22 protein-coding genes are annotated in these 21895 nt (G+C 64.8%); 11 read left to right on the top strand and 11 right to left on the bottom strand.

The window, feature by feature from the left end; translation table 11 throughout:
* Positions 1 to 191 precede the first annotated feature (191 nt).
* Both LB569_RS31645 and ada read right to left on the bottom strand, forming a co-directional pair.
* Positions 192 to 407, bottom strand: a complete 216-nt coding sequence (locus tag LB569_RS31645) for a hypothetical protein (RefSeq protein WP_224695404.1) — start codon at positions 405 to 407, stop codon at positions 192 to 194.
* A 22-nt stretch (positions 408 to 429) separates the two neighbouring features.
* Complete coding sequence (ada, locus tag LB569_RS31640) at positions 430 to 1542, bottom strand: bifunctional DNA-binding transcriptional regulator/O6-methylguanine-DNA methyltransferase Ada (protein ID WP_224695405.1); 1113 nt, start codon at positions 1540 to 1542, stop codon at positions 430 to 432.
* 155 nt (positions 1543 to 1697) lie between these two features.
* Here ada and LB569_RS31635 point away from each other — a divergent pair, with 155 nt between their 5' ends.
* Positions 1698 to 2096: a type II toxin-antitoxin system HigA family antitoxin gene (locus LB569_RS31635; RefSeq protein ID WP_224695403.1), complete on the top strand. Its 399-nt coding sequence runs from the start codon at positions 1698 to 1700 to the stop codon at positions 2094 to 2096.
* 36 nt (positions 2097 to 2132) lie between these two features.
* Here the strand turns inward: LB569_RS31635 and LB569_RS31630 are convergent, their stop codons facing one another.
* Positions 2133 to 2825, bottom strand: a complete 693-nt coding sequence (locus LB569_RS31630) for a winged helix-turn-helix transcriptional regulator (RefSeq protein ID WP_224695402.1) — start codon at positions 2823 to 2825, stop codon at positions 2133 to 2135.
* A gap of 176 nt (positions 2826 to 3001) precedes the next feature.
* On the opposite strand from LB569_RS31630, the gene LB569_RS31625 reads away from it, so the two are divergent.
* Both LB569_RS31625 and LB569_RS31620 read left to right on the top strand, forming a co-directional pair.
* Positions 3002 to 3328, top strand: a complete 327-nt coding sequence (locus LB569_RS31625) for a DUF1330 domain-containing protein (RefSeq protein ID WP_140708588.1) — start codon at positions 3002 to 3004, stop codon at positions 3326 to 3328.
* 112 nt (positions 3329 to 3440) lie between these two features.
* Entirely contained in the window at positions 3441 to 3977 is a 537-nt protein-coding gene (locus LB569_RS31620; protein WP_224542292.1) for a hypothetical protein, read from the top strand.
* Positions 3978 to 4037: 60 nt separating this feature from the next.
* On the opposite strand, the gene LB569_RS31615 is transcribed toward LB569_RS31620, so the two are convergent.
* On the bottom strand, positions 4038 to 4487 hold the full coding sequence (locus LB569_RS31615; protein ID WP_140708586.1) for an ester cyclase: 450 nt from the start codon (positions 4485 to 4487) through the stop codon (positions 4038 to 4040).
* Between the two features lie 214 nt (positions 4488 to 4701).
* Here LB569_RS31615 and LB569_RS31610 point away from each other — a divergent pair, with 214 nt between their 5' ends.
* Positions 4702 to 6807 carry an EAL domain-containing protein gene (locus LB569_RS31610; protein WP_224695401.1) on the top strand — a complete coding sequence of 702 codons (2106 nt, stop codon included), beginning with the start codon at positions 4702 to 4704 and terminating at the stop codon, positions 6805 to 6807.
* 104 nt (positions 6808 to 6911) lie between these two features.
* On the opposite strand, the gene LB569_RS31605 is transcribed toward LB569_RS31610, so the two are convergent.
* The gene (locus tag LB569_RS31605; RefSeq protein ID WP_181173788.1) at positions 6912 to 7106 is read right to left on the bottom strand and encodes a hypothetical protein; all 195 of its coding nucleotides are present in this window, start codon (positions 7104 to 7106) and stop codon (positions 6912 to 6914) included.
* 211 nt (positions 7107 to 7317) lie between these two features.
* On the opposite strand from LB569_RS31605, the gene LB569_RS31600 reads away from it, so the two are divergent.
* The gene (locus LB569_RS31600) at positions 7318 to 8037 is read left to right on the top strand and encodes a 3-keto-5-aminohexanoate cleavage protein (protein WP_224695400.1); all 720 of its coding nucleotides are present in this window, start codon (positions 7318 to 7320) and stop codon (positions 8035 to 8037) included.
* Between the two features lie 18 nt (positions 8038 to 8055).
* Here the strand turns inward: LB569_RS31600 and LB569_RS31595 are convergent, their stop codons facing one another.
* Both LB569_RS31595 and LB569_RS31590 read right to left on the bottom strand, forming a co-directional pair.
* A complete protein-coding gene (locus LB569_RS31595; protein WP_411970269.1) occupies positions 8056 to 9576 on the bottom strand; it encodes an AMP-binding protein in 1521 nt (506 codons plus the stop codon).
* Between the two features lie 26 nt (positions 9577 to 9602).
* On the bottom strand, positions 9603 to 10418 hold the full coding sequence (locus LB569_RS31590) for a p-hydroxycinnamoyl CoA hydratase/lyase (RefSeq protein WP_224695398.1): 816 nt from the start codon (positions 10416 to 10418) through the stop codon (positions 9603 to 9605).
* Positions 10419 to 10575: 157 nt separating this feature from the next.
* Here LB569_RS31590 and LB569_RS31585 point away from each other — a divergent pair, with 157 nt between their 5' ends.
* Both LB569_RS31585 and LB569_RS31580 read left to right on the top strand, forming a co-directional pair.
* Positions 10576 to 11007 carry a MarR family winged helix-turn-helix transcriptional regulator gene (locus LB569_RS31585; protein ID WP_224695397.1) on the top strand — a complete coding sequence of 144 codons (432 nt, stop codon included), beginning with the start codon at positions 10576 to 10578 and terminating at the stop codon, positions 11005 to 11007.
* 264 nt (positions 11008 to 11271) lie between these two features.
* Positions 11272 to 12420, top strand: coding sequence for a Fic family protein (locus LB569_RS31580; protein WP_224695396.1), 1149 nt, complete (start codon positions 11272 to 11274; stop codon positions 12418 to 12420).
* A 61-nt stretch (positions 12421 to 12481) separates the two neighbouring features.
* Here LB569_RS31580 and LB569_RS31575 read toward each other — a convergent pair whose 3' ends face one another.
* The 3 genes from LB569_RS31575 to LB569_RS31565 form a co-directional block, all read right to left on the bottom strand.
* Positions 12482 to 13585 (bottom strand): serine hydrolase domain-containing protein, encoded by a 1104-nt coding sequence (locus tag LB569_RS31575; protein WP_224695395.1) that lies wholly within the window; start codon positions 13583 to 13585, stop codon positions 12482 to 12484.
* Between the two features lie 241 nt (positions 13586 to 13826).
* Entirely contained in the window at positions 13827 to 15425 is a 1599-nt protein-coding gene (locus LB569_RS31570) for an ABC transporter substrate-binding protein (RefSeq protein WP_224695394.1), read from the bottom strand.
* Positions 15426 to 15468: 43 nt separating this feature from the next.
* Positions 15469 to 16602: an NAD(P)/FAD-dependent oxidoreductase gene (locus tag LB569_RS31565; protein WP_224695393.1), complete on the bottom strand. Its 1134-nt coding sequence runs from the start codon at positions 16600 to 16602 to the stop codon at positions 15469 to 15471.
* A 133-nt stretch (positions 16603 to 16735) separates the two neighbouring features.
* On the opposite strand from LB569_RS31565, the gene LB569_RS31560 reads away from it, so the two are divergent.
* The 3 genes from LB569_RS31560 (at position 16736) to LB569_RS31550 (ending at position 18883) form a co-directional block, all read left to right on the top strand.
* Positions 16736 to 17353: a helix-turn-helix domain-containing protein gene (locus LB569_RS31560; RefSeq protein WP_224695392.1), complete on the top strand. Its 618-nt coding sequence runs from the start codon at positions 16736 to 16738 to the stop codon at positions 17351 to 17353.
* Between the two features lie 352 nt (positions 17354 to 17705).
* Positions 17706 to 18410, top strand: a complete 705-nt coding sequence (locus tag LB569_RS31555; protein WP_224695391.1) for an SDR family oxidoreductase — start codon at positions 17706 to 17708, stop codon at positions 18408 to 18410.
* Positions 18411 to 18595: 185 nt separating this feature from the next.
* Positions 18596 to 18883: a GIY-YIG nuclease family protein gene (locus tag LB569_RS31550; RefSeq protein WP_224695390.1), complete on the top strand. Its 288-nt coding sequence runs from the start codon at positions 18596 to 18598 to the stop codon at positions 18881 to 18883.
* 200 nt (positions 18884 to 19083) lie between these two features.
* Here the strand turns inward: LB569_RS31550 and LB569_RS31545 are convergent, their stop codons facing one another.
* Positions 19084 to 20331 carry a cytochrome-c peroxidase gene (locus tag LB569_RS31545; protein ID WP_224695389.1) on the bottom strand — a complete coding sequence of 416 codons (1248 nt, stop codon included), beginning with the start codon at positions 20329 to 20331 and terminating at the stop codon, positions 19084 to 19086.
* A gap of 183 nt (positions 20332 to 20514) precedes the next feature.
* Between LB569_RS31545 and acpA the strand changes: the two genes are divergently transcribed.
* Positions 20515 to 21895, top strand: a 1381-nt coding sequence (gene acpA, locus LB569_RS31540; protein WP_224695388.1) for an acid phosphatase, incomplete at its 3' end; no start/stop codon positions are given.

Raw genomic sequence — 21895 nt, 5'->3', positions numbered from 1 at the left:
CATCTCCCCCCCAAGGGGGGAGATTGGCGGCCGTGGCGCCGGCTCTTTTCTTGCGACGTGGTAAGATTGGCGAAGGCCGCGATGACAGCCAATCTCCCCCCAAGAGGGGGAGATGTCCGGCAGGACAGAGGGGGGCGCCGTAGAGTGCTGATCTCAACTATTCATGCTCCGCGCTGCGCGCCAGGGAAAGCTTACACCACCCGCGTGACGGACGCCTCGCCCAGCACGAACACCTCGCCCGACACCAGCCGCAGCTCGATCTCACCCGTCGCCGTGCGGCTCCACTCGGCCTTGCCATTCTCGACAAGCATGCCGATGGCCGCCATCACCAGCGCCTTCGCGTCCTCTCTGACGGCGGTGCCGTTGGCGACCTGGCTGTCCGCGGCGGCGGTGGAGGACCTTGCCATGGTGCGCATCGCCGGTCCTCCGTCAGGCCCGCGAGGACCGGTCGGCCTTGGCGGATGCCGCCTCGCGGTCGAGCAGCGCGCGCTTGCGCTCCGCGCCCCAGGCATAGCCGGACAGCGCGCCGTCCTTCCGGATCACCCGGTGGCAGGGAATTGCGACCGCAAGGGCGTTGGCGGCGCAGGCGGCGGCGACGGCGCGGGTCGCCTTGGGCGCGCCGATACGGCCGGCGATCTCGGCATAGGAGACGGTGCGGCCAGCGGGGATGTCGCGCAAGGCCTGCCAGACGCGCTGCTGGAACGCAGTGCCGCGCACGTCGAGCGGCAGGTCGAGACCGAGCGCCGGCGCCTCGACGAAACCGACGACGCGGGCGACGAGCGCCTCATAGTCGCGGTCGCCGCCGACCAGCCGCGCCTTGGGGAAACGGTCCTGCAGGTCGCGCACCAGCGTGTCGGGATCCTGGCCGAGCAGGATCGAGGCGACGCCCTTGCGGCTCGATGCGACCAGGATGGTACCGAGCGAGGATTCGCCGACGGCGAAGCGGATTTCCTCATTGGCGCCGCCGGCACGGTAGCGCGTCGGCGTCATGCCGAGCATGCCGGTGGATTTCTCGTAGAAACGCCCGCTCGAATTGAAGCCGGCATCGTAGATCGCCGAAGTCACGCTGACGCCGTCCTCCAAGCCCTGGCGGACCCGTGCGGCACGCCGGGCGGCGGCGTAGTCTTTCGGCGTCAGCCCGGTGACCGCCTTGAAAACGCGGTGGAAATAGCCGGGGCTGCGGCCGGCGGCATCGGCCAGTTCGGCGAGCGAGGGTTCGGCCTCGCTGTCCTCGATCCTGCGGCAGGCATCCGCCACCATCGCGGCGTTGGCGGCCTCGAGCGAAGGGCCGTCCGGATTGCAGCGCCGGCATGGGCGAAAGCCTGTCGCCCTGGCCTGGTGTAAAGTGTCGTGCAACTGGACATTGGCAGGGTTGGCGCGCCGCGACGGGCAGGACGGCCGGCAATAGACGCCCGTCGTTGCCACCGAATACCAGAATGCGCCGTCGGCCGACTCGTCGCGCGCCACGATGCGCGCCCAGCGCGGATCGTCAGCGACCAGCAGTGTCGCGGGTTGCAGATGTTTGGCCAAGGTGATGAACATAAGCGCATTGAAGCCGCGCAGGGCCAGCCGCGCCACCCGTTTCCTGACAAGTGTCAGGAGGAGGAAGCGTGATTGAGGGCAAGATGGATCCATCCGGCCGAGAGCGACACGCAGGCTTATAAAGAGTATGACAAGATTGATCCGGAGAAGGTGTGATGGAAAACATTCGACCCATTAAGACCGAAGCCGATTACTATTGGGCGATCGCCGAAATCACCAAATACTTCGAGAATGAGCCGGAGGTCGGCTCTCTCGACGGTGATCGCTTCGACGTCCTCGCAACCCTGATCGAGGCTTACGAGGATAAGCACTACCCGATTCAGGCACCCGATCCCGTCGAAGCCATTCATTCGCACATGCAATTGTTCAACCTGTCGCGAAAGGCTTTGGCCGAGGTGATCGGATCATCGCCTCGGGCAACCGAGGTGCTGAACAGAAAGCGCGCCCTTACCCTCGACATGATCTTCAAACTGAACAAGGAATGGAACATTCCCGCCGAAATCCTCGTGCGACCCTATCACCTCGCAAAGGACAGGGGCGGCAAGCGCGCCTAAAGCCGTTGTCCACCCGCTTGCCGACAGCATTGGCTCCTACGCCGCGCGCTTGGGTTCCACCGCGAAGGGGCTGAGGCCGAGCCAGGTCTGCATTTGCCTGCCGATGGCCTGGTCGCCGGTCAGGACGACCTTCGCGCCGGCCTTCTCGACGGTGAGCAATCCCATCCAGATCGCCGTCATCGTGTGCAGGTCGGTCGAGACATAGAGGTCGACGTCGAAGCCTGGATCGTACCAGCACAGGTCGACCTCGCCGTGCTTTTCGACGATCAGCCACCAGGAGCGTTTGGATGCCGGCAGGTCCTGATACAGGAACTGTATCACCGTGCGTCCTTCCGGTAGGGGCGAGGGGTTCAGATTGCGCCGCATGTCCCACATCAGCAACGACGGATCGAGGTTCTTCAGCGACAGCCGGGACTCGACCCATTTCTGGCCCCAGAACCCCATCGCCTCGACGACCGGGCGCAGATCCCGGCCGGCCTCGGTCAGCCGGTATTCGAAAATCCCTTTCTCGCCCTGGACCTCCTTGCGCTCGACGATCCCGGCCAGTTCGAGCTCCTTCAGCCGTTGCGATAGAAGGGTCGGCGACATTTTCGGCACGCCGCGGCGCAGGTCGTTGAAACGGGTCGAGCCGGCAACCAGCTCGCGCATCAGCACCATCGTCCAGCGGGTGCACAGCACTTCGGCGGCCATCGATAGTGGGCAGAACTGTTTGTATCCGTGCTGGGTCATGACCGTGCCTCTCCCTCGAACCTGCTGCCAACATTAGTCCTTCGTGATTGAAGCGGCGAGTACAGAAACTGTACCGGCCCGGTACAGATCGCGGACTGGCTGGCTCGGGCCCCGCCATGCGAGCCCTCTGGCCGGCTGCACGGGATACTCCTGTGCGCCGCAACCAGGAGACGACAATGACTGCTTACGTTATCGCGGACATCAAGATGAAGGACCCGAAATGGGTGCCGGCCTATGCCGCGTCGGTGCACGAACTCGTCCACAAGCATGGCGGCAGATATCTGTCGCGCAGCGGCAATGTGAAGACGCTCGAAGGCCAGCCGCTCGACACCACGCTGATCGCCTTGATGGCGTTCCCGTCGGAAGCGGCGGCGCGCGCCTTCACCAGCGATCCGGCCTACGCGCCTTTCGTCTCGGCTCGCCAGGGCGGCAGCGACAGCCGTTTCCAGTTGATCGACGACACCGATCTTGCGGGGACGATCCCGTATCTGCCGAAGGGATGACCGGCATTCGCCGCGTTTTCGGGATCTTCAAGCAGCAACAGCCACGGCGCTTGCCTGTCGCGCCGCCGTATTTCCGGCGGCCGGCCAGCCGTGCTTTTTCAACAGGAATGGAATGGATATGAAATCAAACTTTCGCAACGGGTTTCTCATGGCGGGGGCCATGCTGGCCGTCTGCACGACCTTCGCCCAAGCACATCAGGAGGCGGCCGCGGGTGCGCCGGATGCCAATCCGCTGGCCGAAAAGGTGCGGGCCGCCAACAGCCGGTTTCTCGACGTCAATGCGGCGACGGCGGAAGGCTATGCGCCCATCCCCTGCGCCAGCGGCATCACCGGCGGCGCGATGGGCATCCACTATGTCAATGGCGGGTATCTGAAGGACGACAGGATCGACATCGCTCGTCCAGAAGCGGTGATGTACGAGCCGATGGCCGACGGCACGCTGAAGCTGGTGGCGGTCGAATACATCACCTCGAAGGGGCCGGCGTCGCTGGAGGGACAGCTGTTCAACTTCAACAGCGCGCCCAACCGCTATGGCCTGGGAGAGTTCTACGAGCTGCATGTCTGGGCCTGGAAGGGCAATCCGACCGGCACCTTCGCCGACATGAATCCGAAAGTGTCGTGCGAACACGCGATGGCGCCGAGCCAGTAACCGGCATGGCCAGGCGGCGGCAATGCCGCCTGGCCGAAGCCTCGATTTCGGCTAAGTTTGTCAGGCCGCCTTGATCAGGCCGAGCTGGGTGAGGGCGGCGACGCCGTCGTCGAGGCCGATTTCCTCTACGATCCTGCCGTCGATCACCTTCAGCACGGTGGTGCCGGTGAAGCGCATGGTACGGCCGGTGGCGGCGGGCAGCGAGCCGGTCAGGAAATCGCCGAAGGCCGGGCCGGTATGCGTGCCGCCGCCCTCCCACTGGCCGACGACATAGTCGCCCTCGGCAATGAGGTCGGCGGTGGCCCAGAAGTTGAGGTCCGGAAAGGCGGCGCGGAAATCGGTCATGAAGGCCTTGATGTCGTCGCGGCCCCGGCGCGGCTCGTGCAGCGAATATTTCAGCAGCATGTCGGGCGCGGCGACGGCGTCGACGACCGAGAGGTCGCAGGTTTCGCCCCAGAAGTCGGTGAACCATCTGACGACGACGGCCTTGTTGTCTTCCTGCTTGGTCATAGGGAGGTCCTCTTCTTGTCTGGATCACCGGGTCGATGATCCCTGGTCATCCCTACGACGATCGGACGCGCGCAAAACTCCGGTTCTTGCCGGCCAATCGAAAGGCGGCATGGCAGGCGAGGAAGCCAGCACGCCGGCCCCCGGCGTCCCAGTAACTGTTTCTTCTCTGGTTTTGCCGCAGATTGCCCGCGGGATGGGGCAGGCGAAACGGACGATGGCGCGTCAGGGTAGGAAAAATCGCAACGGAGCGTTCTGGGCCAAGGCCCTGGAGCGTGCCCATCTTGGCGTCTGGGACTGGGATCTCCGCACCGGCGATTGTTTCTACTCCGCGACCTGGGCGCGGATGCTTGGCTACGACGAGAACGAGCTTGCCGCCACCAGCGACCTGTGGCTGCAACTGACCCATCCCGATGACCGCGAGCGGGCGCTGGCAAGCGGCGACCGCCACATTGCCGGGCTGACCGACTACATCGAGACCGAACTCCGGCTGAAGCACAAGCAGGGCCACTGGGTGTGGGTGCTCGACCGAGGCGGCATCGTCGAGAGCGACGCTGACGGCAAGCCGCTCAGGCTGATGGGCGTGCAGACCGACATCTCCAAGCAGAAGGCGGCCGAAGCCGCGCTCGAACAGGTCAACATCCGCTTTCGACTGGCGCTCGCCGCCAGCGGCACCGGCATCTGGCACTACGACATCGCTACCAACAAGAGCTATTGGGACTCGCGCACAAGAGAGATATTCGGCCTCGTCGCGGTGACTGACGAGGTGACGGCGGATCTCTGGCACAGCTACTTGCATCCCGACGACAAGGACGCCGCCGAAAGCGCCCACAAGGTGCCGTTGGAAACCGACGGCGTCATCGCCGCGCAGTACCGGATTATCAAGCGTGACGGCCAGATCCGCCATGTCGAATCGCTGCTGCGCTTCGTCGCCGCCGCCGGTGCCACCGGCCAGGTCCTGGGCACCGTGCGCGACATCACCGAGGACAGACTGCGCGAACAGGAGCTTGCCTTCGCCGCCCGCCACGATGCGCTGACCGGCCTTTGGAACCGCGCCGCCTTCGACAGGCTGCTCGCCGACCATATCGCCACGCGCGTGCCGCTGGCGGTGTTCTATGTCGACCTCGATTATTTCAAGGCGCTCAACGACTTCGCCGGCCATGCCGCCGGCGATCTGGCGCTGAAGGGCGTCGCGGCGGGCATTGGCCGCTGCCTGCCGCCATCGGCGCATGCGGCGCGGCTCGGCGGCGACGAGTTCGCGCTGATGGTGCCCGATTGCGATGTCGATCAGGCCGAGCAACTGGCAGGCGCGATCCTGACGGCCGTGCGCGACGCCGATCTCGGCCTCGCCGCGACGTCGCGGCGACTGGCGGCCAGCATCGGCATCGCCATCATCCACGACCCTCTCACCACGGTTGCCGACGCATTGGCTTGCGCCGACGATGCCTGCTACGCGGCGAAGGCCGCCGGGCGCGATCGCTTCGCGCTGTTTTCGGCCGAGACCGCCGCCGGTTCGGGCGGCCTCAACGCCGCACGGCTGGCCGCCGACACGGTGGACGCCATGGAGGACGGCAGGCTGAAACTGTTCGGCCAGGAGATCCACCGGCTGGGCAGGCCCTGGGACGAGAGCCGCCACGTCGAGGTGCTGGCGCGGCTGGCCGCAAAGGGCGGCCGGCTGATCCCGCCCGGCGAATTCATTCCGGCGGCCGAGCGCTTCGGTGTTGCCGCGCGACTCGACCGCTGGATCATACGCACCGCGCTGTCACGGCACGGCGCGGCGATGAAATCCGGCGCCATCACGCTCGGCTTCAACCTGTCGGCGCAGACGCTGAGCGATCCCGGACTGTGGGACTTCGTCGACAGCATCATCGAGGAAACCGGGGCGCCGCATTCGGGCATCGGCTTCGAGATCACCGAAACCGCCGCCGTCACCAATTTCGATGCCGCCGAAACCTTCGTGCGCAAGGCGCGCGAGCGGCGTTGCAAGGTCAGCCTCGACGATTTCGGCGCCGGCATGAGTTCGTTCGAATATCTCAGGCGCTTTCCGGTCGATGCCATCAAGATCGACGGCTCCTTCATCGAGAACATCGCCGAAAGCCGCTTCGACCGCGAGATTGTGCTGGCCATCACCAGCATCGCCCGCAGCCTCGGCTGCGCCGTGGTGGCCGAGAAAATAGAGCGGCAGGACATCGTGGCCATGCTGGACGATATGGGCGTCGAGTTCGGCCAGGGATTTCTGCTGCACCGGCCCGAACCGCTGGAGGGGATCGTGGCGCGTGCGGCGGGATTGGCCGGCGGCGCATCCAGGCGCACGGCGTCCTGATTGGACAAGACGCATGTCGCTCCAAGAGCGACTGGGACAGCGACATGCGTGAAGACGAAGATTCGATGCGCGCGGGCTGAATCCGCTGAACGCGACGCGTTTTGTCAGCCGTGCCGACGCGCCGCCGCTCGGGGAAATTCCAGCACCCCGGGTTCCGGCTTCCTGTGTTGTGCTTCCGCCACCATCTCGATCAAGAGGTCGAGGGCCTCGCATGTGGCGCGGCTCGTCTCGTCATTGCCGCGCAGATAGTGATAGGCGCGTTCGAGATGGAGACGGGCAGCTGAAAAATCGCTGGTCAATGGTCCCTCCATGATCCCGCCCTAATGTATCTTGGCCGGTCTGGCGCAATGTGGGGTAAATATCCACAAGCGCCTTTTATTCAAATGCCGGCGAACGCACTGGAGAGGGGCAGCCGGTGGCGGTGCCCGTTTGTCAGGAGTGACGGCGCCACGGGCTTTGCGCGGTGTGGCGGGCTGTCTAGACTGCGCTCTTTTGTCCGAGGTGAAATCGATGATCGTCCAGGCCTGCATCAACGGCGCGCGGCCGCGCGATTTCCATCCCAGCCTGCCGCTGACGGCGCACGCAATGGCCGCGGATGCCGTTTCCTGCGTCGGCGCGGGTGCCGCCGAACTGCACATCCATCCGCGCGGCGAGGACGGTCGCGAAAGCCTGGCTGCGGTGGATGCCACGGTCCTTGCCGTGCGCCAGGCCTGCCCAGGGACATTGATCGGCGTGTCGACCGGCGCCTGGATCGAGAACGATGTGGCGCGGACCCGCGCGGCGATCGCCGCCTGGCGCGAGCTGCCCGACTATGCCTCGGTCAATCTTTCGGAAGCCGACGCGCCCGCCGTGATGGCGCTGTTGCGCGAGCAGGGCGTCGGCATCGAGGCCGGGCTTGCCACGACGCAAGATGCGGAGCGCTTCGTGGGGCTCGCCGATCGCGCCCGCGTGCTGCGCATCCTGATCGAGATCGACATACCAGACCTGCCCGTCGCCCTCGACGAGGCGCACGGCATCGCCGCCGTGCTCGAGCGCGCCGGGGTGCGGCGGCCGATCCTGCTGCATGGCGTCGACGGCACCGTCTGGCCGTTCGTGGACCTTGCGCGGCAAAAGCGCTGGTCGACGCGGGTCGGGCTTGAGGACGGCAAGACGCTTGCCGATGGAACGGTGGCAAAGGACAATGCGCGGATCGTTGCCGAGGCGACAGCAATCTTCCGCTCCGCGAGTTAAGCTGAACCTCGGCTCGGGTCAGACTCGCTGCCCGTCCGGTGCTGTCCAGCCACGCAAAATGTGTTTCTGGATCTTGCCGGACGCGGTGCGCGGCAGCGCCTCGGCGAGCAGGAACTGCTTCGGCACCTTGTAGCGGGCGATGCGGTCGCCGCAATGGCTTGCCAGCGCGGCCGGATCCACGATCCGGCCGGGTTTGACCACGACGAAGGCGCGACCGACTTCGCCCCAGCGCTCGTCGGCGACGCCGATCACGGCGGCTTCGGCGATGTCGGGATGCTCGAGCAGCACCATCTCGATTTCGACGGGATAGACGTTCTCGCCACCGGAGATGAACATGTCCTTGCGGCGGTCGACGAGGGTGACGAAGCCTTCGTCATCGCGCCGCGCGATGTCGCCGGTGCGGAACCAGCCATCGCTGGTGAAGGCGCGCGCCGTCTCTTCCGGCCGGTTCCAGTAGCCCGGCGTGATCGACGGGCCGGACAGCCATATCTCGCCCGGTTCGTTGGCCGCGACCTCCTTGCCGTCGTCGTCGACGATACGCAGGCCGATCGTCGGCGCCGGCAGGCCGGCCGAGCCGGCCTTGCTGGCGATCCGCCCGGCCTCGACCGGCATGCCAAGCACGGTGCCGGCTTCGGTCATGCCGAAGCCGTCGACCATGCGGATGCCTTGAGCCAGCCACCAGTTGACATCGATGGCCGGGTTCGGCGCGCCGCCGGTGAAGATGGCGGTGAGGGACGTCCAGCGCGACGGCGCGAAGTCGGGATGTTCCCGCAGCATCCGGGCCATCTGCGGCACGCAGAAATAATGGGTGACGCCGAGTGAGGGATCGGCCAGCCGGCGGTTGGTCACATCGGCATCGAAGCCGGGCGAGATCAGCACCGTGCCGCCCTGCAGCAGCGGCGGACGCAGGCTGGTGACGAGGCCGATGACATGGAACATCGGCGCATCGCAGAGGAAGACGCTGGCATTGCCGACGCGCCCGAGCACGCCGAAATTGACTGCCGTGGCCAAGGCGTTGCTCTCGGTGACGATGACGCCTTTGGGCTGGCCCGACGTGCCCGACGTGTAGAGGATGATCGACGGCGCATCGCTGGCCGGCAAGACGCGGCGCGGCGCCGGCGCCTGGGCCTCGACCGCCCTTGCGAAGGCAGCGATGTCCACCGACATGCAGCCGTCGGTTGGCGCCAATCCAAGGGCCGCGTCATGCAGCAGCAGCGCCGGACCGCAATCGGCCAGGATCGCCCGCCGTTCGGCACCGGCGAGGCGCCAGTTGAGCGGCACGAAGATGGCACCGAGCCGCATCGCGGCCTGCTGCAGGATCAGGAGATCGGCGCTGTTGCGGGCAAGCGTGGCGATGCGTTGGCCCTGTTCGACGTCCCAAGCGGTTTCGAGGACGCCGACGGCGCGCTGGATGGCCTCGTCGAGCGCCGCATAAGTCCAGCGCCGGCCGGTTGCCAGGTCGACACAGGCGAGACGGTCCGGCTGGCCTCCGGCATGCAGGGCGATGGGATCCGATGTCGTCGGGGCCGGCATTCGCATCTCCTCCCAGATTGCGTCTTACCGCGTCATCTTGCCTTGTCGTAGGCGCCGAGACCCGGCTTGTAGCTCTTTTCGTCGATGAACTGGCGGATGCCTTCCTTGCGGCCGTTATTGTCATGGAAGTTGGCCGCTTCCTGCGCCCGCACGAGATAGTCCTCGGCATTGTCATAAGTCATCTCGGCGACGCGGCGGATCGCGTCCTTGGTCGCTTTCAGGGCAATCGGGTTCTTCTTCAAAAGGACGTTCGCAACCTCGGTGACGCGCGTCTTCAGGTCGGCCAGCGGCAGGCTTTCATTGACCAGCTTCCAGGCGGCGGCTTTCCTGCCGTCGATGAGTTCGCCGGTCAGCGCGTGATACATGGCGTCGCGCATCGACAGGAGGTCGACCACCACCTTGGTGGCGCCGCCGCCGGGCAGGATGCCCCAGTTGATCTCGGACAAGGCGAATTGCGCCTCGTCGGCGGCGAAGGCGAGATCGCAGGCGAAGAGCGGGCCATAGCCGCCGCCGAAGCACCAGCCATTGACCATGGCGATGGTCGGCTTGCCGTACCAGCGCAGGCGCCGCCACCAGCCATAGGCTTCCGCCTGCGCCTTGCGGATGGCGCCGAGGCCCTTGGCTTCGGTCTCGCGGAAATACTCCTTGAGGTCCATGCCCGCCGACCAGGCGCTGCCTTCGCCCGACAGCACCAGCACGCCGACATCGTCGCGGAATTCGAGTTCGTCCAGAACCTCCATCATGCGCCGGTTGAGCGCCGGATTCATGCAATTGCGCCTGTCCGGCCGGTTGAAGCGCACCCAGGCGATGCCGTTCTCGACATCGAAGGCGACGGGCTCGTCGGTCATGGTCTGCGTCCTCCCATTCCGTTCGGAAATTGCTATGTTGTATAGCTATCTAGTTTGCTATGTCGCATAGTCTTTTTCGCTTGACAAGGACCGTGGTCTCGGCGATCGGTTCAGCATGGATGATAAAGAAGCTCATGCTGCTCCCGGCGCCCCGCACGTGTCGGCAAGAGACGCGCTCGACGCGCAGATCGGCTACAATCTCAGGCGTGCCTCGACCTTGGCCTTGAGTGATTTCGCCGTCGAGCTGGCCGATGCGGCGCTGCGCCCGGTTACCTACGGCATGCTGGCGCTTATCGACGAACAGCCCGACATCCGTGCCGCGGAACTCTGCCGCCAGCTCGGCATGAAGAGCGCTAACATGGCGCCGCTGCTGGCCGACCTCGAAGAGCGAGGGCTGGTGGAGCGCGACGACCACGCGGACGACAAGCGCGTGCGGGTGCTGACGCTGACACCGGCCGCGCGCAAGGCCATGCCTGGATGGCGCCAACAGGTGCGCCGGCACGAAGACCGGTTCCTGCAACGGCTGACAGCCAAGGAGCGAGCAACGCTGCTCCGCCTGCTGCGCCTGATCTGGACGGACGAAGATTGACGTTGCCTACCTGGCCTTCTCGTCCCGCGACGCGAGCCGCAACAGCAGTATGGACTTCATGGCGGCATCTCGTGTCAGGGTCGGACAGCGTCTCATATGGCGGGAGGCAATCCATCATCTCGCCGCGCCGCGTAGCGGAAAGTTTCTGAAACAGGGTCGACCGTTATTTCAGAAACATGCCCCCGAAATGAAACATCTGTTGGAAGTTGGCAGAATCTGACATATGGATTCCCTTATTGCAGAAATCGGGGATGTTTCTGAAATATGGATTTGTCAGCCTACAGGGCGGGACGCTACGAAAAGCGGCTGGAATATCGTAGTTTCGTGCCGACCCCGGTCCATCATCCCTGGATCATCTCCAGCCCGGAAGTCATAGATGTGCTGGGTCGCGCCGACCGCGCATTGGGCGAATTGAACGCATTCGCGCAACTCGTCCCCGACATTGATTTCTTCATCAGCATGTATGTCGCGAAGGAAGCCACGCAGTCGAGCCGCATCGAGGGCACCCAGACCAATATCGAGGACGCCTTCAAACAGATCGAAGACCTGTCTCCCGAAGCGCGTGACGACTGGGGAGAGGTACAGAACTACATCCAAGCGATCAATAGCGCCATTGTTAGCCTCGAGCGCCTGCCTTTCTCCAACAGACTGCTGAAGGAAACACATGCCATCCTCATGCAAGGCGTGCGCGGCGAAACCAAGCAGCCCGGCGAATTTCGAAACAGTCAGAACTGGATTGGCGTCAGTCTAAGAGACGCGGCGTTCGTGCCCCCGCATCATGAGCATGTGTCCGAGCTCATGAGCGACATGGAGAAATTCATCCATGACGACAGCCTGCGCGTGCCGCCGCTCATCCGCATTGCGATCGCCCACTATCAATTCGAAACCATCCATCCGTTCCTGGATGGCAACGGGCGGCTAGGCCGCCTTATGATCTCGCTTTACCTCTCCTCGCAGGGCCTCCTTGTCAAACCGGCGCTCTACCTGTCCGACTATTTTGAACGCAACAAGACCGCCTACATCGATCACCTCATGGCCGTGCGCGAAGGTAACCACATGCGGGAGTGGCTTATCTTCTTTCTCCATGGGGTTGAGGAGACAGCGCGCGCGTCTGCTGACGTGTTCCGCAAGATTTTGGTGCTCAAAGAGCGGATAGAACGGGAAACGCTGCCGCGCTTCAGCCATCGCCGTCAAGGAAACGCGCAACAGCTTGTAAGACATCTCTACAAGCGTCCATTGGTCGACGTAAAAGGCGTCACCATTCTACTGGACACGACGACGAACACGGCCACGTCGTTGATTGCCGATCTCATAAGCCACGGCGTTCTGGCCGAAGTCACCGGCCAAAGGCGTAATCGGCTTTTCGTGTTCGAACGATACCTTCAGCTCTTCGAAAGGCGCAGAGGTGGCTGACGTTCGCGCACCACGCCGCGTCAGTCCTCTGAAAGCCGCAACTCGATTTCCCCCTGGAAGATCATCGTTCCAAGATTGCCTCGATCGCCTGATCGACCACCGGGTGCAGGCCGCTGGCCTGGAAGGACAGGCGGTTGCCGGAGCCGACATTGCTGGTCATGGCGATGGTGAGGTCCGTCAGGGGATCATGCAGCATAACGGCGACATAGCCTGGAATGCTGCCCTGGTGGCCGTAGAAGGCGCGGCCGGCATAGGCGCTCTGGAACATGCCGGCACCCGTCTCGCGCATGCGCGTGCCTGGAAAACTCGCTGGCACGCGCTGTTCGAACATCTCGGCGAAGAAGGGCTGGTACAACAGCTTGCCGGAGAACAGGCCGCGCATGAAGCCCACCATGTCGGATGGCGTCGATACCATGTCGCCGCAGCCATAGGCGGCGCCGAACGGGAAGGAATCGGAAGAATCCTGCAATGCGTCGGAATAGGGCAGCACGCCGTCCATGCGCCACATCTCGCCGCCCGAGGCGATGTCGGTGGGCGCGTTGGGCGCCGGCGGCGGCCGGTGATAATAGCCGCGCACCATCGATTTCTCGGGAAACGCCTCGGTCGCCGGCGACCAGGTGTTCTTCAGGCCGAGCGGTTCGAGGATCGCGCTCCTGACGTAGGCGCCCAGCGGCTGGCCGGTGACGGCCTCGATCACCATGCCGGCCAGGACATAGCCGGTGTTGTTGTAGACCGCGGGTCCGCCCGGCGCCTTCTGCTTGTCGGAAGCGAAGGCGATGTCGACCAGCTGTCGCGGCGTCCATTGCCGGCTCGGGTCCATGGGGATGTAATATTCGAATTCCGGCAGGCCGTTGCGATGGTTGATCAGCTGGCGCACCGAAATATCCTTGGCGCCCGGCAGGTCCGGGAACCAGGCCGAGATCGGCGCACCGAGATCGAGCTTGCCGGTCTCGGCGAGCTTGACCAGGGCGGCGGCGACGAAGGTCTTGGTGCAGCTGCCGATCTTGAACAGCCGGTCCGGCGTGACAGGGGTGCCATGCGCGCTGTCGGCGAGGCCAGCGGTGAGGGCGGTCGGCGTCTCGCCCTTGCGCGCATAGGCCAGTGAGGCGCCTACAGCGCCATCGGCGAGGTAAGAGGCGAGGAGGGCGTTCAGGTCTTTTGGCATGATGGTCTCGCTTTTGTGGAGCACGGGATTTTCGCAAAATCGGCTGGCGTTGTGCCCTTGGAGATGCCCCCTCATCCGGCCCTTCGGGCCACCTTCTCCCCGTCAGGGAGAAGAGGGCGCCACGCTTCATCAGGCTCATCTGTCGGAGCCGCTGAAAGAGGAACTCGGCGCTCGAAGATCTCTTCTCCCCACCGGGGAGAAGGTGGCCGCGTAGCGGCCGGATGAGGGGACGGTGCCCGCCTCACTCGGCCATATCGACGGCGGCGAAATTCTGCCGGCCGAAGGGGTCGAGCACGTAGTTGAGCACGCTCTTGCGGATCGGGATCGCCACCATCGAATGGGCGATCGGCGCCACCGGCACCTCGGCCTTCAGGATCGCCTGCGCCTTGCCGTAGATCGCGGCGCGCTCCTTCGGGTCGGCGGCGACGCGGCCTTCGTCCAGCAGTTTCTCGAAATCCTTGTCGCACCAGCGCGAACGGTTGGAGCCGCCCTTCACGCCGTCGCAGGACAAGAGATAGCTCAGCATGTTGTCGGGGTCGCCATTGTCGCTGCTGCCGCCGAGCAGGAACGTGTCCTGTTCGCCGGCCGCCGTGCGCTTGAGATATTCGCCCCATTCGAAGCTGATGATTTCCGATTGCACACCGACCTTTGCCCAGTCGGCCTGGATCATTTCGGCCATGCGCTTGGCGTTGGGGTTGTAAGGGCGCGACACCGGCATCGCCCACAGGCTGATCTTGAGGCCGTTTTCGTGGCCGGCGTCCTTCAGCAGTTTTTTGGCGCCATCGGGATCGTAGTCGATGCCGGCATCGGTCACCGCGCCGAGCTGCGCCGGCGGCACGACGCTGCCAGCCACCGTGCCGGCGCCGGCATAGACCGCTTCGACGATCGCCTTGCGGTCGATGGCCTTGGCAAGTGCGGTGCGCACGCGCACATCGCCCAGCGGCTGATGTTCGACATTGAAACCGAGGATGCCGATGTTCTGGCCCTTGAGATCGAGAACCGTGATGTCGGGGTCGCCGCGCAGGTCGGCGACGGCACTTGGCGGCGGCGGGGCGGCGACCTGGCATTCATTGGCCTTGATGCGCTCGACGCGGGTGGTCGGCTCGGGCGTGATGGCAAAGACCAGCGTGTCGATCTTCGGCGCGCCGCGCCAGTAATCCTTGTTGGCGGCGTAGCGGACCTGGCTGTCGGGCACATAGGCCTGGAGCACGAACGGGCCGGTGCCGACCGGGGCGCCGTCGATCAATTCCGGCGTGCCGGCCGCCACCATCTTTTCGGTCTGCTCCAGCGACAGGATGGAGAGATAGTCGAGCGCCAGCCCGGCCAGGAAGGTGACGTTGGGAGCCGTCAGCGTGAAGCGCACCGTGTAATCGTCGACCTTGTCTATCTTGTCGATCAGCGTGCCCATGCCCAGCGCGTTGAAGTACTCGTAAGAGCCGCCACCCAGCTTGTGATAGGGATTGTTGGCGTCGCGCTGGCGGTTGAATGTGTAGAGCACGTCATCGGCGTCGAAGTCGCGCGAAGGCGCAAAATGCTCGTTCGACTGGAATTTCACGCCGTGCCTGAGATGGAAGGTGTAGGTCTTGCCGTCAGGCGACACATCCCAGCTTTCCGCCAGCGCCGGCCCGACCCCGGTCGTGCCCGGCTTGAACTCGACCAGCCGGTTGAAGATCGTCTTGGCGGCGGCGTCCATGGTGGAATCGGCGATGCCGATCGCCGGGTTGAACGTCTCGGGGTTTGCTTCCGAGCAATAGACCAGCGTCTTTGCATAGGCCTGCCCGCCGAGAAGGACGGATGAAGCCAGAAGGGTTGAGGCAAGCACTGCGCGCAGGGATTTCATCGCAAACGCTCCTGATGACACATTCGGGGTTGAGGGAAGGAACTCATGGCGTCGCAGCCGGAGCAAGGAAACGGTCGGGCGCCAGCGCCGCGGCGGTGACCCCGAGCGCCGCGACTTCCCCGGGCAAGGACTGTCCGCGCATCAGGGCCGCGCTCAGCCTGGCCAGTGTCAGCGACACCTGAAAACCGTAGCCGCCCTGGCCGCCGAGCCAGAAGAAGCCGGGCAGGCGCGGATCGAAGCCGGCGACCGGCGTGCGGTCGGGCGCGAAGGTACGCAGGCCCGCCCATGGCGTCGACGGACGGCCGATGCGCATCGACATCGCCTGTTCGATGCGGTCGACGGCGATGGCGACGTCGATGTCTTCCGGATACGCATCGCAAGGCTCGGAGTCCGTCTCGTCGGCGAGCGAGCCGATCAGCCTGCCGGCATCGGGCTTGAAGTAGAATTGTTCGTGCAGGTCGACCACCAGCGGCCAGCCTGTAATGTCCGCGCCGGCGGGCGCATCGAACAGGAAGGCTGTGCGCCGCTTCGGCTGGAAGCCGAGGCCGGCAAGTCCCGCCATGCCGGCGACGACATCGACCCAGGCGCCGGCGGCGTTGACGACGATGTCGGCCTGATGGGTGCCGGCATTGGTGATGACGTGGAAGCCATTTCCGGTACGGGCGATCTCGCGAACCTCCTCGCCGGTGCGGATGATGCCGCCGCTGGCCTTCAGCTTTGACGCGCAGGTCGCCAGCATCTTGCCCGTGTCGACATCGACCGCGTCCGGCTCATGGACGCCGCCGCAGGTGGTTTCCCCAGCAATGACCGGAACCAGCGCGTGCAGCTCGGCCGCCGACAGGCGCCGCACGCTGGGCACCAGCGCCCGCAATTCGCCGGCCAGCCGGTCGATGGCAGCGTCGTCGCCGGTCCAGCCGACATGCAGCGCGCCGCGCCGGTGGGCGACGAAGCCGCCCTCGACGATGGCCTGCCGGCTGGCCAGCGTCAGTGCGCGCACCAAGCGGTTGCCATAGGTCTCGGTGAACAAAGCGGCGGAGCGGCCGCTGGCGTGATAGCCCAGATGCGGTTCGCGCTCAATGAGGGTGACGTCAGCCCAGCCGGCGACGGCGGCGGCCAGCGAGAGGCCGGCAATGCCGCCGCCGATGACGACGATTTTCTGGGAGGGCTTCGACTGCATCCACCAGTCGTAAAAATATTTTCGTATCCAGTCAATATTTAGCGTATAAGAAAATTGTTGGTGTTGTTGATGACGACGGAGAGTTCGACTACCTAGGGTGGAGAACGGCGCGATCGCCGCCATGGAGCTGGCAATGTCGGAGCAACCGAACCTCGGTGATTGTCTGCGGGCCTTGAGAAAGACGCATGGCTGGACCTTGCAGGAGGTCAGCTCTCTCACCGGTGTCGCGGTGTCGACCCTGTCCAAGGTCGAGAACGACCAGATGTCGCTGAGCTACGACAAGCTGCTGCAGATCTGCGAGGGGCTCGGCATCCATGTGACGGAACTGCTCAGCGGCGACCGCAAGCAGCCGGCATCGCGCACCCGCCGCTCGGTGACGTCGCAGTCCAACACGCTGCGCCAGCTGACCCGCAACTACGACTACCGCTATCTCGCCACCGACCTGGTGCACAAGCGCATGGTGCCCATCCACGCCTATGCGCGCGCCCGCACGCCGCAGCAGTTCGGCCCGCTGACCCGGCATGCCGGTGAGGAATTCCTGATCGTGCTCAAGGGTGAGATCGAACTGCACACCGACCAGTACGCGCCGGTGCGGCTGAAAGAGGGCGAGAGCGTCTACATCGATTCCACCATGGGCCACGCCTACCTCTCGGTCGGCGAGGGCGACGCCGAGATGCTGTGCGTCTGCTCCGGCGACGAACCGGACATGGAAGGCACGCTGCTCAGTGTGCTGGAGACGGTGGAGGGGTAGGGGGCGTCTCGTTTCGATTGCCGTGGTTGGCGCCGCCCCTCATTGCCCTGCCGGGCATTTCTCCCCGTATAGTGACGGGGAGAAAGGGCAGCCCGCAACGCCGGCGCACCCTTCTTGCACCGCTCGGGATTGGCGAAAGCGCCTGACACAGCGCCCCTCTCCCGTCACTATACGGGGAGAGGATGCCGGTTCAGCCTCTGTAGCTGCAGAGCAGCGAAGGATGGGCAGGCAGGTGAGGGGCAGCGCTGCCCGCCCAAGTTTTTTGCAGGTCGGTTCAGTCTTTCTGGTTCGAACTGGCTGGCGAAACCGGCTATAGGACCGCTGCAATCGCCAACCCCGATGAGGAAAATCCATGAGCTCAGAAAAAACAGCAGTCATCGTCGCCGGCGGCAGCGGCATGGGGGCGGCGGCGGCAAAGCGGCTGGCGGCTGATGGCTTCAAGGTCGCCATCCTGTCTTCGTCGGGCAAGGGCGAGGCGCTGGCCAAGGAACTCGGCGGAATCGGCGTCACCGGCTCCAACCAGTCGAATGACGATCTGCAGCGGCTTGCCGACGCGACGCTCGAAAAGTGGGGCCGCATCGACGTGCTGGTCAACAGCGGCGGCCACGGGCCGCGTGCGCCGATCCTGGAGATCACGGACGAGCAGTGGCACACCGGCATGGACGTCTATTTGATGAACGTCATCCGGCCGGTGCGCATCGTGGCGCCGCAAATGATCAAGCAGAAGGGCGGCGCCATCATCAACATCTCGACGGCGTGGGTGGCCGAGCCGAACGCGATGTTCCCGACCTCGGCCGTGTTCCGCGCCGGCCTTGCCGCCTACACCAAGATTTTTTCCAACACCTATGCACCGGACAATGTGCGCATGAACAATGTGCTGCCCGGCTGGATCGACAGCCTGCCGGCGACCGAGGAGCGCCGCGACAACGTGCCGATGCAGCGCTATGGGACGTCGGAGGAGATTGCCGCGACGATCGCCTTTCTGGCGTCGGATGGGGCAGGGTATATTACGGGGCAGAATATCCGCGTGGATGGGGGCGTGATCCGGGCGCTGTGAGGGCGTTGGCTGGTGGCCGTTTCAGACCTCTGAAATTAGCCGAAGCCCTTCCTCGCTTCGTCATCCTAGGGCGGAGCAAGGAGCGAAGCGACGCGGCGCAGACCCTAGGATCCATGCCGCGACATGGCCAGAAAATACAGCGAACGAGAATTGTCGCAAGACGCGTTGGCGGTTACCGTCAGCGTATGACCGGCTATGTCTACATGACCGCCAGCCAGAAGGGTGGCACCATCTATATCGGTGTCACCAACGATCTTGGACGCCGGATGCCGGAGCACAAATCCGGCGAAGGCTCGCGCTTCACCGGTCGCTATGGTGCGCTACGCCTGGTTTGGTATGAGGAACATTTCGACGTTCGTGATGCCATCCAGCGTGAGAAGTCGCTGAAGCGATGGCCGCGACAATGGAAGATCGAACTCATCGAGAACGCCAATCCCGAATGGTTCGAGCTGTTTCGCGGAACGGGATGGTAGCGCACGGCAGCGCTTCGTCGCAGGCGTGCGCAAGGTTCGGCACCGTTTTATCCGTCACAAGCGTCGCGGCATGGATCCTAGGGTCTGCGCCGCGTCGCTGCGCTCCTTGCTCCGCCCTAGGATGACGAAGGAAGAGGAGAGCCTCGGCTAATCGTCAAGCCAGCAGGCGACCTTTCGGCAAGGCTTCCCAGCTTATCTCATCACCGCTGATCCGCATCCGTCAGCGTCTGCAGAAACGCGACGATGTCGTCGATCTCGGCGTCATCAAGCGCCGGCTTGTCGCCGGGTTTCTTGCCGTCGAAGGGCGGATCCTGATTCAGGTTTCCCCAGTAAGCCTTTGGCAGATCGTCATATTTCTTCACCGTGCCGTCGGCATTTTTCGGGTACCAGCGGCCGGGGTCGGTGTCGCGGCTGGCGTAGAAGGCGACGGCGTCGCGCAGTGTGTGGAACTCGCCATTGTGGAAAAAACTGTGGCGCAGCGCCACGTTGCGCAGCGTCGGCGTCTTGAACAGGCCGCAATACTCCGGCCGGCCATGGAAATCGGTGCGCAGCGGGCCGCACAGGCCGAGATCGGCATAGGCGGGGTCGGCATTGGCCGGGATGGCCGGGTTGCGCGGCACGGCGATGGCGATCAGGCCGAAATCGGTGAATTGCGGCGGCTCGCCGTCATTGGCGGGTTCGCTGATGTGACAGCTGGCGCAATTGCCTTTTTTCTCGTCCTCGAACAGTTCGCGGCCATGCAGTTCCCGCGTCGACAATGTCGCCTTGCCGGCGAGGAAGGCATCGTAGCGGCTGGAGTATGGGTAGAAGTCGGCCGCGCTCTGCTCGAACGTGCCGAGCGCTTCGGCGGCGGCGTCGAAGGCGTCGCCCGGGCGGTCGAAGACATCGTTGCCGAAGGTTGCCTTGAAGTCGCCGGCATAGGCCGACTTGCGCAGGGCGACAGTGACCGCCCCGGCATCCTTGTTGGCCATCTCGAAGGGCGAGAGCAGGGGTATTTTCGCCTGGTCCTTGCCGTGGTCGACGCGGCCGTCCCAGGTCAGGCCGCCGGTCGGGCCGTTGTCGACGCTCTCGTCGCCCTCGTCCTCGGAATCGTAGAAATGCTCGGTGAAGGCGGGCGCGGCCTGGAGATAGCGCAGCGACGGCACGGCGCGCACGCCCGGCTGGTCGAGGTTTGGGCCGCCCATCTCGACCGGTGCCGCCGAGGCTGGCCCGAAAGCGTGGCGCGGGTCATGGCAGGACGAGCAGGCCTGCTTGCCCGAGGCGGAAAGGGCCGGGTCGAAGAACATCTTTCGCCCCAAGGCGGTCAGCGCCTCGGCACGCGCGAAAGCTTGCGCGCGTGACAGCGGGCCGGGATGGATGCCATCCGCCGTATTGGCGGGCGCGGCAAAGCCAAGGGTTGAGATCGCGGCGATCGCGATTGTCAGGCTTTTCCATCGTCTGGTCGTCATGGGGCGTGGTCCGCTTTGGCCCGGCAATAAGAACGCAGTGCAACGGATTGATGACCGGCCCCGGCGCTCACGAAACCGTGTTCGCCTTGGCGGCCGATGTCACAAAGGTGACAAGGCATCCACGTTAGCTGCCGCCATGGTTCCCGCGCCCCTCCAGCCACAGTCAAGCCACGAGGTCTTTCCATGACGAGGCTCAAGCTTCTCAATTCCTTCTGCCTGGCCGGTTCGGCCCTGCTTCCCCTCGCGGCAGCCCATGCCGCGCCTCCGGGCTTCGACAAGATCGACACCGTCGTCGTCATCTATGCCGAGAACCGCAGCTTCGATAATCTCTACGGCGGCTTCCCCGGCGCCAATGGTCTGGCCAGTGTCTCGGCCGATCAGGCGCGCCAGCTCGACCGTGACGGCAAGCCGCTGACCGAACTGCCGCCGGCCTGGGGTGGGCTGACCGGCAAGGGCGTCACGCCCGTGGTGACGGAGGCCGAGACCGCGCATCTCGCCAACGCCGCCTTCGCCATCGACGATCCCAAGGGTTTTCACGAGGGCACCAACGTCATCACCCACGATCTGTGGCACCGCTTCTACCAGGAGCAGATGCAGATCGACGGCGGGAAGAACGACAAGTTCGTCGCCTGGGCCGATTCCGGCGGCCTGGTCATGGGCCATTATGACGGCTCGAGCTTGCCGATGTGGCAGGTGGCGAAGAAATACGTGCTGGCCGACAATTTCTTCCAGGGCGCCTTCGGCGGCTCCTTCCTCAACCATTTCCAGCTCGCCTGCGCCTGCGTGCCGGTCTATCCGCATGCCGACACCAGCCCGATCAAGGGCCAGATCGCCGTGGTCGAGGCCGACGGCACGACCTTGAAGGTGGCCGACAATTCGCCGCCCTCGGCGCTTGGCGGCGTGCCGAAATTCGTCAATGACGGCGCCATCACGCCCGACTTCCACGCCGTCAACACCATGCAGCCGCCTTACGAGCCGAGCGCCAACAAGCCGGCCGAGGGCGGCGACAAGGCGTTGGCCGATCCGGCCGCGCCCACCACGCTGCCGCCGCAGCACGACGTCACCATCGGTGATCTCCTGTCGCTGAGGGGGGTGAGCTGGGCCTGGTACGCCGGCGCCTGGCAGGCAACGCTGGACGGCAAGAACGCCACGCCGGTGCCGAACTTCCAGTTCCACCACCAGCCCTTCAACTATTTCGCCGCTTACGCGCCGGGCACCGCGGCTCGCACCGAGCATCTCAGGGACGGCGGCATGGACGGCGCGGAATTCATCAAGGCGATCGACGACGGCAAGCTGCCGCAAGTCGCCTTCTACAAGCCGCAAGGCAATCTCAACGAGCACTCGGGCTATGCCGACGTGACCTCGGGCGACCAGCATCTGGCCGACCTCGTTTCGCATCTGGAGAAGAGCCCGCAATGGGGCCACATGCTGGTGGTCGTCACCTATGACGAGAATGGCGGCTTCTGGGATCACGTCGCGCCGCCCAAGGCCGACCGCTGGGGCCCGGGCAACCGCATCCCGGCCTTCATCGTCTCGCCCTATGCCAGGATGGGCACGGTCGACC

Source organism: Mesorhizobium sp. BH1-1-4 (assembly GCF_020165665.1).
Lineage (GTDB): Bacteria > Pseudomonadota > Alphaproteobacteria > Rhizobiales > Rhizobiaceae > Mesorhizobium.
Note: the sequence above shows the minus strand (reverse complement) of the source record. Positions and strands in the feature narration are given on the sequence as shown.

Excerpts from the sequence above, each read along its gene's own strand:
- LB569_RS31595 (WP_411970269.1), bottom strand. The coding sequence starts at position 9,576 with ATGCGAATGCCGGCCCCGACGACATCGGATCCCATCGCCCTGCATGCC.
- LB569_RS31570 (WP_224695394.1), bottom strand. The coding sequence starts at position 15,425 with ATGAAATCCCTGCGCGCAGTGCTTGCCTCAACCCTTCTGGCTTCATCC.
- LB569_RS31545 (WP_224695389.1), bottom strand. The coding sequence starts at position 20,331 with ATGACGACCAGACGATGGAAAAGCCTGACAATCGCGATCGCCGCGATC.
- LB569_RS31615 (WP_140708586.1), bottom strand. The coding sequence starts at position 4,487 with ATGACCAAGCAGGAAGACAACAAGGCCGTCGTCGTCAGATGGTTCACC.
- LB569_RS31600 (WP_224695400.1), top strand. The coding sequence starts at position 7,318 with ATGATCGTCCAGGCCTGCATCAACGGCGCGCGGCCGCGCGATTTCCAT.
- LB569_RS31625 (WP_140708588.1), top strand. The coding sequence starts at position 3,002 with ATGACTGCTTACGTTATCGCGGACATCAAGATGAAGGACCCGAAATGG.
- LB569_RS31560 (WP_224695392.1), top strand. The coding sequence starts at position 16,736 with ATGTCGGAGCAACCGAACCTCGGTGATTGTCTGCGGGCCTTGAGAAAG.
- LB569_RS31590 (WP_224695398.1), bottom strand. The coding sequence starts at position 10,418 with ATGACCGACGAGCCCGTCGCCTTCGATGTCGAGAACGGCATCGCCTGG.
- LB569_RS31645 (WP_224695404.1), bottom strand. The coding sequence starts at position 407 with ATGGCAAGGTCCTCCACCGCCGCCGCGGACAGCCAGGTCGCCAACGGC.
- LB569_RS31580 (WP_224695396.1), top strand. The coding sequence starts at position 11,272 with ATGGATTTGTCAGCCTACAGGGCGGGACGCTACGAAAAGCGGCTGGAA.
- LB569_RS31635 (WP_224695403.1), top strand. The coding sequence starts at position 1,698 with ATGGAAAACATTCGACCCATTAAGACCGAAGCCGATTACTATTGGGCG.
- LB569_RS31610 (WP_224695401.1), top strand. The coding sequence starts at position 4,702 with ATGGCGCGTCAGGGTAGGAAAAATCGCAACGGAGCGTTCTGGGCCAAG.
- ada (WP_224695405.1), bottom strand. The coding sequence starts at position 1,542 with ATGTTCATCACCTTGGCCAAACATCTGCAACCCGCGACACTGCTGGTC.
- LB569_RS31555 (WP_224695391.1), top strand. The coding sequence starts at position 17,706 with ATGAGCTCAGAAAAAACAGCAGTCATCGTCGCCGGCGGCAGCGGCATG.
- LB569_RS31620 (WP_224542292.1), top strand. The coding sequence starts at position 3,441 with ATGGATATGAAATCAAACTTTCGCAACGGGTTTCTCATGGCGGGGGCC.
- LB569_RS31630 (WP_224695402.1), bottom strand. The coding sequence starts at position 2,825 with ATGACCCAGCACGGATACAAACAGTTCTGCCCACTATCGATGGCCGCC.
- LB569_RS31550 (WP_224695390.1), top strand. The coding sequence starts at position 18,596 with ATGACCGGCTATGTCTACATGACCGCCAGCCAGAAGGGTGGCACCATC.
- LB569_RS31565 (WP_224695393.1), bottom strand. The coding sequence starts at position 16,602 with ATGCAGTCGAAGCCCTCCCAGAAAATCGTCGTCATCGGCGGCGGCATT.
- LB569_RS31575 (WP_224695395.1), bottom strand. The coding sequence starts at position 13,585 with ATGCCAAAAGACCTGAACGCCCTCCTCGCCTCTTACCTCGCCGATGGC.